9 protein-coding genes are annotated in these 13,693 nt (G+C 67.6%); 3 read left to right on the forward strand and 6 right to left on the reverse strand.

What is annotated here, in order from left to right:
• Nucleotides 1-20: 20 nt before the first annotated feature.
• Nucleotides 21-1,268, reverse strand: coding sequence for a cystathionine gamma-synthase family protein (locus C8C99_RS09740; RefSeq protein WP_056644985.1), 1,248 nt, complete (start codon nucleotides 1,266-1,268; stop codon nucleotides 21-23).
• 148 nt (nucleotides 1,269-1,416) lie between these two features.
• A complete protein-coding gene (gene sbcB, locus C8C99_RS09745; protein WP_056644988.1) occupies nucleotides 1,417-2,865 on the reverse strand; it encodes an exodeoxyribonuclease I in 1,449 nt (482 codons plus the stop codon).
• 222 nt (nucleotides 2,866-3,087) lie between these two features.
• Here sbcB and C8C99_RS09750 point away from each other — a divergent pair, with 222 nt between their 5' ends.
• The 3 genes from C8C99_RS09750 to C8C99_RS09760 all read left to right on the forward strand — a co-directional run bounded on the left by C8C99_RS09750 (nucleotide 3,088) and on the right by C8C99_RS09760 (nucleotide 6,132).
• The gene (locus tag C8C99_RS09750) at nucleotides 3,088-4,470 is read left to right on the forward strand and encodes a lytic murein transglycosylase (RefSeq protein WP_233247195.1); all 1,383 of its coding nucleotides are present in this window, start codon (nucleotides 3,088-3,090) and stop codon (nucleotides 4,468-4,470) included.
• A gap of 157 nt (nucleotides 4,471-4,627) precedes the next feature.
• Nucleotides 4,628-5,197: a YdeI family protein gene (locus C8C99_RS09755; RefSeq protein ID WP_056644991.1), complete on the forward strand. Its 570-nt coding sequence runs from the start codon at nucleotides 4,628-4,630 to the stop codon at nucleotides 5,195-5,197.
• 137 nt (nucleotides 5,198-5,334) lie between these two features.
• Nucleotides 5,335-6,132: a class I SAM-dependent methyltransferase gene (locus tag C8C99_RS09760; RefSeq protein WP_056644997.1), complete on the forward strand. Its 798-nt coding sequence runs from the start codon at nucleotides 5,335-5,337 to the stop codon at nucleotides 6,130-6,132.
• A 90-nt stretch (nucleotides 6,133-6,222) separates the two neighbouring features.
• Here the strand turns inward: C8C99_RS09760 and C8C99_RS09765 are convergent, their stop codons facing one another.
• The 4 genes from C8C99_RS09765 to C8C99_RS09780 form a co-directional block, all read right to left on the reverse strand.
• Nucleotides 6,223-9,477: an error-prone DNA polymerase gene (locus C8C99_RS09765; protein ID WP_108627111.1), complete on the reverse strand. Its 3,255-nt coding sequence runs from the start codon at nucleotides 9,475-9,477 to the stop codon at nucleotides 6,223-6,225.
• A gap of 28 nt (nucleotides 9,478-9,505) precedes the next feature.
• Nucleotides 9,506-11,110 carry a hypothetical protein gene (locus C8C99_RS09770; protein WP_056645000.1) on the reverse strand — a complete coding sequence of 535 codons (1,605 nt, stop codon included), beginning with the start codon at nucleotides 11,108-11,110 and terminating at the stop codon, nucleotides 9,506-9,508.
• Nucleotides 11,073-11,963, reverse strand: a complete 891-nt coding sequence (gene imuA, locus C8C99_RS09775; RefSeq protein ID WP_056645004.1) for a translesion DNA synthesis-associated protein ImuA — start codon at nucleotides 11,961-11,963, stop codon at nucleotides 11,073-11,075. The genes C8C99_RS09770 and imuA overlap by 38 nt, the downstream gene beginning before the upstream one ends.
• A 229-nt stretch (nucleotides 11,964-12,192) precedes the next feature.
• Nucleotides 12,193-13,503, reverse strand: a complete 1,311-nt coding sequence (locus C8C99_RS09780) for an HD-GYP domain-containing protein (protein WP_108625633.1) — start codon at nucleotides 13,501-13,503, stop codon at nucleotides 12,193-12,195.
• Nucleotides 13,504-13,693 lie beyond the last annotated feature (190 nt).

Genomic DNA, 13,693 nt, shown 5'->3' on the forward strand with positions numbered 1-13,693 from the left:
GGTGGGCAGTTCAGGTGGGGTCAGGCTCCGGCCAGCGCCTGCCCAAAGTCGGCCAGCAGATCTTCCACCTCTTCCAGGCCCACCGACAGGCGGATCATGCTGTCGGCAATGCCCATGGTGGCGCGCACTTCAGCGCCTGCCTCCCAAAAGATGGTGTGCGCCACCGGGATGATCAGCGTGCGCGTGTCCGCCAGCCCCGTGGCCTTGATGGGCAGCTGCAGGCGGTTGCACACGGCCAGGCACTGGTCAGGGTTGCGCAGCTCGAACGACAGCAGCCACGAGCCTGCCTTGAGGTGCTTGCGCGCAAAGGCGTGCTGCGGGTGCGAGGGCAGCATGGGGTACAGCACGCGGGAGACGGCCGGGTGTGCTTCCAGCCACTGCGCTAGCGCCAGAGCGGTGGCACTGGTGCGGTCCATGCGCAGCGACAGGGTCTCAGCGCCCAGGGCCAGCTGGTGGGCGGCGTGGGACGACAGCGTGCCGCCCATGTCGCGCAGGCCCTTTTTGCGCAACTGCTGCAGGCCCCAGCCCTTGGCGTCACCCTTGCGGTAAGCCGCAAAGATGTTGGGATAGCCCGACCAGTCGTACAGGCCCGTGTCGGTGATGGCACCGCCCAGCGCATCGCCCTGCCCGCCAATGCTCTTGGTGAGCGAGTTGACCACCAAGCCCGCCCCCACCGTGGCCGCGCGGAACAGGTAGGGCGAGGCCACGGTGTTGTCCACCACGTACAGCACGCCCCGCTGCCGGCACAGTGCGCCAATGCCTTCCAGGTCGGGGATCTGCGTGCCAGGGTTGGCAATGGTTTCGACAAACACCATGCGGGTGTTGGGGCGCAGCGCGGCGGCCACATTGGCCGCGTCAGTCACGTCCACCGTGGTCACTTCGATGCCCAGGTCGGCCAACGTGCCGAACACGCTGTTGGTGTTGCCAAACACAAACTGGCTGGCCACCAGATGGTCGCCCGCCTTGAGCAGCGTGAGAAACACCGCGCAGATGCCCGCCATACCGGTCGAGAACACGATGGAGCCGTGCCCGCGCTCCATCTGCGTGATCTTGGCCTCCAGTGCCGCCGTGGTGGGCGTGCCCTGGCGCGCGTAATTGAAGCCGCCCTTGGCCGTGCCCTGGAAGACGGCGATCAGGTCCTCGACCTTTTCGTAACCGTACTGCACCGAGGTGTGGATGGGCTTGTGGATGGCCCCTTGCTCGGCGCCGCCCAGGCGGTCGGCATGCACGATCTGGGTGGTGAAACTGTGGTTCTGCGGTGTCGTCATAAAAATCTGCGCTGTTTCTGCGGGGCTACTTACAAGACGGGGCGATCACTACTGGCGCGCCCTGATGCCAGTGCACCCGTGGAACTGGCTTTGCCAGGCCACCGGGTGCGCCCCCCTCCGGGGGAAGGCGCGCAGCGCCTCAGGGGGGCTACCTTTCAGGTGCGATGTGTTCAGCGTAATCGTACAAGGCGCCCAGAATGTCCTGCGTGCGCTCGTCGTCGGCCGTCTCCGAGAGTTCGTCGATTTCGGTGAACAGTTGCTCCACCGTGCGCGCCCCACCCTGCCCGTCAAACAGGCAGGCAGCGCGGTGGGCCTCCCAGCGTTCCTGCTCCTCGGGTGACAGCGTCTGCGGAAAGTTGCGCGCCCGGTAGCGCCACAGCAGCTCGGCCAGGCGCGGGTCGTCAAAGTGGGCACGCGCCTTGGCCAGCTTGTCGCCGCTCAGGGTGCGCAGGTCGTTCAGCAAGCGCCGGTCGTTGTTGCCCACAAACCCGCCGTACAGGTCCTGGTCCACATCCGGCGCGGGCTCTTGCGGGCGGGCAAACACGGCCGGCCAGATGCCGCTCATGTCGGGCAGCGCGCGCGCCACCTCGGCGTGCTGTGCGGCCTGGGCCAGGTCGATGCCCCAGCGCTGCGCCAATGCGGGCGTGAGCGTGTTCACATTGCCCACCACCATGGGCGACTTGTTCAGGTGGATGGTCTTGATGGGCAGACGCGTGACCCCCTCGGGCAGCGCATCGGCCTTGCTGAACATGCGCAGGCGGATGTCCTCCACATTCAGCGTGGCCAGCTCGCGCGGGTCGTGGGCCAGATCCCAGGCGATCAGCTCGTTCTTGTTGGTGGGGTGGCTGGCCAGCGGCCACATCACGGCCAGGCAGCCGCGCTCGGTGGGGAACATGCCCGATACATGCAAAAAAGCCCGCGCCGTGGCCGTGGTGGCGGGCAGGCGCAGCTCGGCGGCCACGCGGTCCTTCTTGTGCAGGCTGAGCGCAAAGTCAAACAGCTTGGTGTTGTGCAGGCGGATGAGCCGCGCCAGCGCAATGGTGGCGCGCACGTCCGACAGCGCATCGTGCGCGGCGTCGTGCTGCAGGCCGTTGGCCTTGGACAGGTGCTCCAGCTTGAAGCTGGGCGTCACGCCATCTTCCTTCTTGGGCCAGGTGATGCCGTCGGGCCGCAGCGCATAGGTCATGCGCACCACGTCCAGCAGGTCCCAGCGGCCGCACTGGTTTTGCCACTCGCGCGCATAGGGGTCGATGAGGTTGCGCCAGAACATAAAGCGCGTGATCTCGTCGTCAAACCGGATGGTGTTGTAGCCCACGCCAATCGTGCCGGGCTGCGCAAACTCGGACTCGATGCGCGCGGCAAACTGGTGCTCGGGCACGCCCTGCTCCAGGCACTGCTGGGGCGTGATGCCGGTGATGAGGCACGACACCGGGTCGGGCAGATAGTCGTTGGCGGGCTGGCAGTACAGCATCAGAGGCTCGCCGATTTCGTTCAGCTCGGCATCGGTGCGTATGGCCGCGAACTGCGCGGGCCGGTCGCGGCGCGTGTTGGCGCCAAAGGTTTCGTAGTCGTGCCAGAGAAAGGTGTGGGGCGCCATGGTCGGTAGGCTAACAGGGGGGCTGCAGGCGGTGGCTCGCGCGCAATCGGCGGGAGCAGGGGCGATCAAGCCGCCACTGTAACCGCATTTTTCAGTGTTTTTGGCCGCAAGCGCTAGTGGAACATGCGCAAGCAGCTATCAAAAACATAGTAAGTATATTCACCGTACGGACTGATGCACATTCGCACCCCGTACACGTGCCGCCGCGCGGGACAATGGTGCATGCCCAGTTTCATTGATTCCCCTTGCCCCGTGGGGCGCTCCACCGCCCTGCCCCTCGCTGCCCAGCGCGCCCACGCCCCTGCAGGCGTTGCCGGGGTGGCCCTGGCAGCCGCCCTCGCCCTCTCGGGCTGCGCGTCAACCCCCAGCGCCACCCCCACACCCTCAGCCAAACCTGTGGCGGCGGCCCCCGCGGCCCCAACGCAGACAGCTTCGCCCACCCCAGCCGCCGCACCGCTGCAGGCCAGCCCCGATGCCGACCACACCGCCGGCTTTGCCCAATGGCTGACCACCTTTTCGGCCCAGGCGCTGGAGGCCGGCATTCGCCCGGCCACCGTGCGCGACGTGCTCGGCAAGGCGCAGTGGCTGCCCCGCGTGGTCGAGCTGGACCGCGCCCAGCCCGAGTTCACCCGCACCCCGTGGGCGTACCTGGACAGCGCCGTCTCCCCCCAGCGCATCGCCCAGGGTCAGGCCCAGCTGGCGGCGCACAGCGCGGCACTGCAGGCCGCAGCCGCCCGCTACGGCGTACCGGCCAGCATCGTCACCGCCATCTGGGGCATGGAGAGCAACTACGGCAGCAACTTTGGCACCTTCCGCACGGTGGACGCACTGGCCACCCTGGCGTACGAAGGCCGCCGCCGCGGCTGGGCGCAGACCGAGCTGCTGGCAGCGCTGCGCATCATCGACCAGGGCGACATCGCCGCCGACCGCATGATCGGATCGTGGGCCGGGGCCATGGGGCACACGCAGTTCTTGCCCTCGGTGTTTCTGGCCTACGCCGTGGATGCCGACGGCGACGGGCACCGCGACATCTGGGGCAGCGTGCCCGATGTGACGGCGTCCACCGCGCATTTCCTCGCCCGGTCCGGCTGGAAGCCTGGCGAGCCATGGGGGGCGGAAGTGCAGCTACCTCCCACCTTCGACCACGCCCGCGCCGACCCCGCCGTGCGCCAGACCGCGGCCCAGTGGGAGGCCGAAGGGGTGCGGTCCATCGACGGGGCGCCGCTGCCCGACCTGGCTGGGGCCTCCGTCGTCACCCCTGCGGGTGCACGGGGCCCGGCGTTTTTGGTGGGCAACAACTTCCGCACCATCCTGCGCTACAACAACTCGGTCAACTACGCGCTGGGCGTGGCGCTGCTGGCGCGGCAGATCGACGGCGGGGGCCCGGTGGCCGCCCCCTGGCCCCGCGACATCGAACCGCTGTCGCGCGCACAACTGCAAGCCCTGCAAGAAGCCCTGAACCGCCAAGGCTTTGCCGCCGGCACCCCCGATGGCGTGATGGGCCCCGCCACCCGCGCAGGCCTGCGCGGCTACCAGCGCAGCCTGGGCGTGGTGGCTGACGGGTATCCGACGCTGGAGCTGCTGCAAAAGCTGCAGGCGCCCTGAGCGTGGGTGACCCGGAATACAGATGCACTTCCCAGTTCACAAAGCCAGTGTGCTGAGGGGGAATCGCCCTCACCAACGTAGCACCTGGATGCCGTGCGCTGCAGCCCCTGGTTATGGGCAAATGCTTTTTATCCGTTAGGATTTTTGTCAACACACCATGACCGATCCCACACTGACCTTCGCGACGCAATCGGAGTGGGAAGCCTGGCTGGAGGGCCATGGCAGCACCTCGTCCGGAGTGTGGCTGCGCGTGGCCAAAAAATCTGCCGAGCAGCCCACCATCACCTATGCACAGGCGCTGGAGAGCGCTCTTTGCCACGGGTGGATTGACGGCCAGAAGCAGTCGGACGACCAGCACCATTGGCTTCAGCGCTTTACGCCCAGAACTGCCAAGAGCCTCTGGTCAAAGATCAACAGGGAAAAAGCCGAGGCGCTCATCAGCGCCCACAAAATGCGGCCCGCCGGCCTGGCCGCCATAGAACGGGCCCGGCAGGACGGGCGATGGGATGCGGCCTACGCGTCAGCGCGCACATCCACAGTCCCCGACGACTTGCAACAGGCCCTGGACGCCAACCCCCAAGCCCAGGCGTTTTTTGCAACGCTCAATAGCCAAAACAGGTTTGCCATCCTGTTTCGCATTCAAAACGTCAAGAAGGCCGAGACACGGGCCAGGAAGATCGCTCAGTTCGTGCACATGCTGAGTGAGGGGAAAAAGCTCCATCCATAAGCGCCAGCTTATTCAAAGACCGTTGGGGCGGTCTCCCAGAAGGGGCTGGTCCTTCCTCCGCCAGCAAGGTTTCTTGTCGAACGGCTTTCAGAGGCAAATAATCGCGTTCCCAGCCCTGTCTCAGGAAGGAGTCCGCCGTGTTAAACGATCCGTTTGCCCAGCTCAAAACCATCCAGCGAGAGGGATGGTCTCTTTTCGCTCCGCTCGAAGCCGTCACCACCACGACGGCCGCGGAACTCGTCAAACACGCGGGCATCCGAGCGAACCAGCGGGTGCTCGACGCCTGCTGTGGCACGGGCGTGGGGGCACTGACTGCAGCGCGCATGGGCGCGAACGTCTCCGCGCTCGACCTTTCGCCCGTGCTGATCGAGCACGGCCGGCGGCACGCCGCACTGGCAGGTGTCGAGATCGAATTCACCGAGGGCGATGTCGAAGCCCTGCCGTACGCAGACGCGACTTTTGACGTGGTGATCAGCCAGTTCGGTCACATGTTTGCGCCCAGGCCCGACGTCACCACGGCCGAGCTGCTGCGCGTGCTCAAGCCGGGCGGTACCCTCGCGTTTTCCACGTGGCCCCCGGAACACTATGTGGGCCAGATGTTTGCGCTGGTCGGCAAGTTCGTTCCCCCACCTCCAGGCGCTGCCGCGCCGCCGCAATGGGGAGATCCCGGCATCATTCGCCAGCGGCTCGGCGATGCCGTGACGGACATCGCGTTTGATCGCGCCATCATGGTGTTTCCAGCGTTGAGCCCACAACACTATCGCAAAAGCATTGAGGAAACCCTGGGCCCCGTGGTGAAACTGGTTGCCACATTCAAAGACGAGCCGGCAAAGCTCGCGGCTTTCCGGGCGGAACTCGACAACTTCGTCGCACGCTACTTCGAGAACAACATGGTGCGTCAGCACTATTTGATGACCCGGGCGACAAAAAAATAGCGCTCGCTCCCCGCTAACCGATAACCACGGCCCCGCCCCCCCCGCTGTGCGCCTGTCCACAGGGCTCTTGCGAAACCACGCGGCCCTGCGTCAATGAAAGTCCCGGCTCCCCTGCAACGCCTGCCCCATGCGGCCCAGCAGCGGGGTCAGGTCTTTGAAGCGCTGGGCCACCAGGTGGCGCACCACGGCCGTGCTGCCGGGTGGGCCCGCGCTGCATTGCCACACCCCCTCCACCGCCAGCAGCTGTGACCGCAGCAGCGCGTTGCGCCACGCATCGACCATGGCGGGCCAGACGATGACATTGACGGGGCCGGTTTCGTCCTCCAGCGTGACGAACATCGTGCCCTTGGCGGTGCCGGGGCGCTGGCGTACGGTGACGATGCCGCAGGCGCGCACCTTGCGGCCGTGGGCGGCGCCGTGCAATTGCAGGGCGGTTTGCAGGCGCCAGCGAGCCAGGCGGGGGCGCAGCAGGGCCAGGGGGTGGCGACGCAACGTCAAGCCGGTGGCGGCGTAGTCGAACAGGATTTCTTCGCCTTCGGGCGCCTGGGGCAGTTGCAGCGGGGCCTCGTGCACGGACACGTCGCGCCACAGGGGAGGCGCCGCGTGCTGGGCGGCAGCGTCCCACATCTGCTGGCGCCGGTGGCCCGACAGGCTGGCCAGGGCGTCGGCGGCGGCCAGGGCCTGCAGGTCTTGCTGGCTCAGTTGCGCGCGCAGGGCCAGGTCTTCGGTGCTGGCAAAGGCGGGGCCTGTGGCGCGGGCTTGCAGCAGGCGCTGGGCAGCGTCTGCGTGCAGGCTGCCCACCATCCGCAGGCCCAGGCGCACGGCAGGCTGGGGCAGCGGCGGTGCGCCCAAGCCGCGTGCGGGGCGCAGCGGCTCGGGGTTGCCCTCCAGGGTGCAGTCGATGTCGCTCACGGTCACGTCGATGGGCAGCACGCGCACGCCGTGGCGGCGGGCGTCCTGCACGAGTTGCGAGGCGCTGTAAAAACCCATGGGCAACGAGTTGAGCAGCGCCGCCAAAAAGCATGCGGGCTCGTGGCACTTGAGCCAGCTGCTGGCATAGGCCAGCAGCGCAAAGCTGTGGGCATGGCTTTCGGGAAAGCCGTATTCACCAAAGCCCAGCATCTGCTGGAAGATGCGGTCGGCAAATTCGGCGGGGTAGCCCCGGTCTTTCATGCCTTGTTTGAGAGGCTCTTCAAAACGATGCACGCCGCCCTTGCGCTTCCACGCGGCCATCGAGCGGCGCAAGTCGTCGGCCATGCCGGGCGTGAAGCCCGCCGCGATCATGGCGATCTGCATCACTTGTTCCTGGAAGATGGGCACGCCGAGCGTGCGCGCCAGGGCGTTCTCCAGCTCGGGCTTTTCGAGTTGAAGCGGTTCACCCCTGCGCCGACGCTCGCGCGCCTGCAGGTAGGGGTGCACCATGCCCCCCTGGATGGGGCCGGGCCGCACGATGGCGACCTCGACCACCAGGTCGTAGAACTGGCGCGGCTGCAGGCGGGGCAGCATGCTCATCTGGGCGCGGCTTTCGATCTGGAACACGCCCACGGTGTCGGCGGCGCAGATCATGTCGTAGGTGGCGGGGTCTTCGCGCGGGATCTCCTTGATACCCCAGCGCTCGCCGCGCAGGGCTTCGCGCAGGTTGAGGCAGCGGCGCAGCGCGCTGAGCATGCCCAGAGCCAGCACATCGACCTTGAGCAGGCCCATGTCATCAAGGTCGTCCTTGTCCCACTGGATGACGGAACGCTTTTCCATGCTGGCAGGCTCCACAGGCACCAGCCGCGTGAGCTTGCCCTGGGTCAGCACAAAGCCGCCCACATGCTGGCTCAGGTGGCGCGGAAAGTCCTTCAGGTCGGCAGCCAGCTCCAGCCACAGCCGGGCGGTGTGCCGGTGCAGCGACACGCCCACCGCCTGGGACAGTTCCTGGAGGCGGTCGGTGGCAAAGGTCTCGTCAAACCAGTGGTGGTCTTTGGCAAACGCATCGACCAGAGCGGGCTCCACGCCCAGGGCCTTGCCCACGTCGCGCAGGGCGCTGCGCGTGCGGTAGCAGGTGACCACGGCGGCAATGGCGGCGCGGTCGCGGCCGTATTTGTCGTAGATGTACTGGATGACCTCTTCGCGCCGGTCGTGCTCGAAGTCCACATCAATGTCGGGCGGCTCGCTGCGCTCTTTGCTGATGAAGCGCTCGAACAGCAGGTGGGAATCCTCGGGGTCCACCGCGGTGATGCCCAGCACGTAGCAGACCACCGAGTTCGCCGCCGAGCCCCGGCCCTGGCACAAAATGTCCACGCTGCGCGCAAACCGCACGATGTCATGCACGGTCAGGAAGTACATCTCGTACCCGCAGTGCGCGATCAGGTCGAGCTCTTTGCGGATCTGCGCCTGCACCCTCTCGGGCGCGCCCAACGGGTAGTGGCTTTGCACCCCCAGCTCCACCAGCCAGGCCAGCGCCTGGGCAGGGGTCATGCCCGTGGGCACGGTCTCCAGCGGGTATTGGTACTTGATCTCGTCCAGACAGAAGGTGCAGCGCCCAGCCACGGCAAGCGTGGCCGCCAGCAACTCGGGTGGGTAGATGCCGGCCAGCCGCACGCGCTGGCGCAGGTGCCGCTCGGCATTGGGTTGCAGCGCAAAGCCGCACTCGGCCACGCTGCAACCCAGCTTCACGGCGGTGATCACGTCCTGCAGCGGCTTGCGCGAACGGGCGTGCATGTGCACGTCGCCCGCGGCCACCAGCGGCAGCTGCAGCGCAGCGCCCACACGCTGCAGCGTGGCCAGCCACAGGCTGTCATCAGGAGCCATGTGCAGTTCGACCGCCAACCACAGGTGCGTGTCAAACTTTGAGCCCAATTGGCCTATAGCGCCCGTTATAAATGCGCTGACAGCTATAAAATCAGAAGCATCAAAGCGCTGGCGACAAGGCGACAGCAGCAGCTCGCACCCCTGCAGCAAGTGCCAGGGGCTGTCCGCGTCCACGCGGTAGTGCCCCTTGGGTGCTGCGGCCCGGGCGGCGGTGATGAACTCGCACAGGTTGCCCCAGCCCTCGGCATCGCGTGCCAGTGCCACCAGCCGCAGGTCGCCCCACAAGAACTCGCTGCCCACGATGAGGTGCAGGCCACAGGCCTTGGCGGCACCCCAGGCACGCACGACGCCGGCGACGGAGCATTCGTCCGTCAGCGCCAGCGCCTGGTAGCCCAGCTTGGCAGCGCGCGCCACCAGCTCTTTGGGGTGTGATGCTCCCCGCTGAAAGCTGAAGTTGGACAGACAATGCAGCTCGGCATAGCCCGGCAGTTCGCCCACGCCCGCTGCGGGGCCTGGCACGGCCGCGGCCTGCGAAGAGAGTCGATGCATCAAGCCCATGGACAACCGCCCCGCCCACTCACCCAAAGATTCCGTGCAAAAACCAGCGGTGGGGGCGTGCCGCCGCCTGTCCGCCAGCGGGCGATGGCGCCAGACGCTCGCGAAACACCCAAACCAGCCCCGCCACGTCGTTGTGGGCCACAAAATAGTCGCGCAAGGCCAGACCCGCGCAGGGGTCTGCCGGGTCCACGCCGTCGTCCATGGCAGACCACCAGCCCGCCTCAAACCGGTGGGGCCCGGCCAGCAGGCGCAGCAAGCCGTGGTGGCAAGGGCGGTTGCCCTGGACGGCCAGCCGCCGGGGCGGGTTCAGCAACCAGGTGGGCAGCAAGGGGGCATCCGGGGTGATGCACTGCGGCGCATCGCCACCAGCACGGGGGGCCGCAGAACGGGTGGGCGCACCCAGCACGTCAGCGGCCGGGCGCCACTGCTGCATGCGTTCGGGCCGGTGGTCGGCCAGCAGCACCGGGGCCACTACCCGGTCGGCTCCCAGGCGGGCCGACAGACGCTCCAGCAGTTGGTGCAGGGCCTCGCCGGGAGCACCGGCCGGGTCGGCGCTGCCATGGCTTGCAGGGCCGCGCGCCCCGACCTCTCCAGGGGGCAGCAGGCTGGCGCTGCGGTGCGGCAGCGGGGCCGATTCAAGCAGGCGCAGCATGATCTGGTTGACCGGTGCGGCCAGCGTGGTGCGCGCGAGGCTTTCGGCCAGCAGGCGCCGCAGGTGCACCAGGTCGTGGATGGCCTGGGCGGTACGCACCTGCAGCGCCTGGGTGGGGGGCAACGCCACGCCATCGATGCGCCGCAGGTCGTGGCGCCAGACCAGCTCCAGTGCCAGCACGCCCTGCTGGCGCGCCTGCAGCCAGGCCTGCAGGGCCGTCAGGCAGCGGCTTGCGCTCCACAGCAGTGCCTCGGCCGACTCGGCCAATGCGGGCAGCTCGGTGGTCAACGCAAACTGCTCGGGCAGTTGCAGCCAGGCATGGGCCTCGGGGGCATCGCCCAGGGCCTGGTCCAGCACCTGCAGCACGCCAGCTCCCAGGCGCCGCGCCACGCCCGCACGTGGCAGAGCCTGCAGAGCGCCCCAGGTGCGGCAACCCATCCGCTCCAGGCTGGCTACATGGGGGCGCAGCGCCGTCAGGGTATGCAAAGGCAGGCTCTCTACCCGGCCCTGCGATGGGCCGGGGCGCCCTGCCAATGCCATGCGTAGCCTGGCCTGGGCCACCAAGGCCGTCGGGCCGGCACCCCACACTGGCGGCGAACAAGGGGGGGTAGAGGGTGATGCACAGAGCGGCTGGGCTGTGGCCGATTCGCTGGCCGGGGCCTGCTGTTGAGCACTGCGGGCAGGCGCGTTGGCCGCAGCCTCCCCCGTGCCCCTGGCAGCTGCGTCGGCCCAGGCCTGCAGCACCAGCGCCAGCAATGCCTCGCGCCCGCCCCACAGGCGCTCGGTGGTGGACACCTCCAGCAACACCACCTCGCCATCGGCCAGTGCCACACGCGGCGTAAAGCGCAATGCCCACCAGCCTGCGGCCGCGCTAAGCGCTGCGGCATCTGCAGCTGCGCCCATTCCTGCACCTGTGCCCGGCGGGGCGGCAGATTCATCGTGCCAGGGCAATGGCAGTGCGATCCAGTGCATGCCCGCTCCCTTCTGGTCGCCCCCCCTGCGCAGGGCGCGCCAGCACGGCCCCGGCCCCCCGCACAGCGGCTGTCTGGCGCCTCGCCACCAGGGCACTGGCTGCCTCCTGCGCGGCGCGGCGCCGCTCTGCCTGAGCGACCAGCACCTGCGCCAACTGGGGGTGGCAGCCCGGCAAGTGGAGTGCCAGCGCCAACGGCGGCCCCCGGCGCTTGAGGATCTGCACCTGCATGCCAGGGGCTACCGCAGCGTCTCCTGGCAAGGCCAGCCCCTGCACCTGCAGCCGCAACAGGGCCGGTGATGCCTGCAACACTTGCGATGCCTGCATTGAGGCATTGGAGGCATCGACCGAGCGAAACACCCAAAGCAATTGCTGCTGATGGGCCGCCGCCAGTTGCAGCCGCCGCAGCGCGGCAGGCTGCGCCTGGGGCAGCCAGGCCATGACGGCCAGCACGCCCTGGCAGCGCAGCGCCTGCTCAGCGGCCCACAATGCCGCCATGGCAGAGTCGGCGCGCACCACGCACACGCGCTCTGCCCGCAAGCCCTGCGACTGCAGGGCCGGCCCAAAAGGCTCGCACGGCGGCGCCACCAGCACCACGGCCCCGCTCTGGCGGGCCGTGGCCTGCACCAATGCGGGCAGCACCAATTGCCATTCGTGAAAGCCCGCCAGGGGCTGCAGCACCTCGCTCAGGGCCCCCACCGGCCAGCCGCCACCCGGTAGCTGTGCGTCCAGCGCGGCATGACCTGTTGGCAGCACCGACTGCGGCCCTGCACCCAGCGCGTCGGCATGCCACACCCCCGGCACAGCGGTCGGCAAATCGGACGCAACCCGCAAGGAGGGGCGTGGCGCAGGCATGGTGGTTGGAAAGGTTCAGGCAACACGAATACTGTAAATATAACCAGTATTTTGCTGCATGGGTGGACCTGGCAGCAAAGACCTGCCACCAAAGTCGGCGTGCAATTGCCAGCGTACGCGGGTCAAGAGCAGGCGCGGCCGGGGCACTCCCGGCAGGCGCCAGCAAGCGCTCTCAGCGCGAGGCGCGCCACCGGGGGTGGCGACCCACGCACCGGCAGCGCCGATCCGGCTACAGCATGCGAACCGCCCAGTCGCACCAGTCAGCCACCGCGGCATCCGAGGGCGTGACACGCTCGGAGAGCTGGGGCCAGCGGCGATGGATGGCGTTCAGGATGCTTTGCAGCTGCCACAGGGCCTCGCGCCCCACCAGCGCGACCTCGGCCATGCCAATGGGGTCGCCCTGCAGCTGCGCCAGCAGCTCCCCCTGGTGCTTGGGGTGAGAGCCCGCTTCGATCAAGGCTTTTTGCAACGCCATGAGACGGGAATCGGTAAACGCAAAGGCACTGCCTGCTGGAGGCTTGGTCACCGTGTCGGGAGGCAAGACCGCCTTGAGCTGGTCCCAGTAGGCAAAGGCTTGGGCCAGCAGCTCGATCTGGCGCGGGGCATCGTTGCCCAGGGGCATCAGGGCCGATTCGCGGACCACTTCCTCCTGCAGCAAGGGCAGGATGAGCGCCACCAGCGCAGAGGGAAACTTGCGGTGGTTCAGCCGCAGCACCAGCGACAGCCGCTGCGCAGGCATGTCGTCATATTTCTCGTAGAACGCGGCCACCACCTCGGCCAGCAGCAGGATACGGCCCATGGGCGTGATGTCGGCACCGGCCAGGGCGCGGGGGTAGCCGCTGCCGTCCATGCGCTCGTGGTGTTCCAGCACGGCGACCTCGGCAGCGCGTGGATACACCTGCATGTCACGGATCATGAGCATCGCCGAGATGGGGTGGGCCACCAAGTGCTTGCGCCCCACACCCACGACCCGGTGATCGGGGTCGTCCCAGGTCGGGTCCATGTGCAGCACCCCCAGGTCATGCAGCAATGCAGCGGCAGCCACCGCACTGCAGTCGCGCTCACTCACCCCACTCTTGATGGCCAGAAACACCGCTACGGTCATCATCACCAGACTGTGCTGGAACAGCGTGGGCCGCTGGTCGCGCATCACGGTGAGCTTGCAGGCCATGGCAGAAGGCAATGGCAGGGAACGCAGGGGCGCCAGCAACCGGGCACCCGAGCCCAGGGCCTCGGCCAGCATGGCTGGAAGGGTTTCCTGCTCGATCAGCGTCTGGCCCAGGACCAGCAGCGCGGGCACGTCCACGGGGTTTTCGATCGACAGATGGCGGTCGATGGGCTCGCGCAGCTTGTGCTGGACCAAGCGGTCGTAAAGGCGGCTGTCGATGCGCGCCCCTTTTTCCACCAGCTTGATGCCGTTGTCGGTGTAGATGGCAGCCTCGGCGACCACGGAGCGTCGGTCGGCCATGTCGGTCAGCGCACGCAGATAGTGGGAGCCGTCAGTGGTGTCTGCGTCCACTGAAAGAAGAATATCGGTCATGCAAGCAACACAAATCGTTACCTCGCACTATATGAGTTTCTCTTGCAAGGCACTGACGCTTATCACGCGGTACAGACACACAACTTTGATTCACATCAAGCTGCATGCGCTGCGGTAAGAAGTTGTGTCCAAGACTGGAGACGCAGCCCACAGCAGCACCATCGGGCCAAGCCCTTGTCAGCCCCTTCTG

It is taken from the genome of Acidovorax sp. 107, from assembly GCF_003058055.1.
In the GTDB taxonomy this organism is placed as follows: domain Bacteria; phylum Pseudomonadota; class Gammaproteobacteria; order Burkholderiales; family Burkholderiaceae_C; genus Acidovorax.

Bases quoted from the DNA above. Each gene is read 5' to 3' on its own strand.
- C8C99_RS09770 (WP_056645000.1), bottom strand. From the start codon at position 11,110: ATGCACTGGATCGCACTGCCATTGCCCTGGCACGATGAATCTGCCGCC.
- C8C99_RS09755 (WP_056644991.1), top strand. From the start codon at position 4,628: ATGACCGATCCCACACTGACCTTCGCGACGCAATCGGAGTGGGAAGCC.
- C8C99_RS09765 (WP_108627111.1), bottom strand. From the start codon at position 9,477: ATGCATCGACTCTCTTCGCAGGCCGCGGCCGTGCCAGGCCCCGCAGCG.
- imuA (WP_056645004.1), bottom strand. From the start codon at position 11,963: ATGCCTGCGCCACGCCCCTCCTTGCGGGTTGCGTCCGATTTGCCGACC.
- C8C99_RS09740 (WP_056644985.1), bottom strand. From the start codon at position 1,268: ATGACGACACCGCAGAACCACAGTTTCACCACCCAGATCGTGCATGCC.
- C8C99_RS09750 (WP_233247195.1), top strand. From the start codon at position 3,088: ATGCCCAGTTTCATTGATTCCCCTTGCCCCGTGGGGCGCTCCACCGCC.
- C8C99_RS09780 (WP_108625633.1), bottom strand. From the start codon at position 13,503: ATGACCGATATTCTTCTTTCAGTGGACGCAGACACCACTGACGGCTCC.
- sbcB (WP_056644988.1), bottom strand. From the start codon at position 2,865: ATGGCGCCCCACACCTTTCTCTGGCACGACTACGAAACCTTTGGCGCC.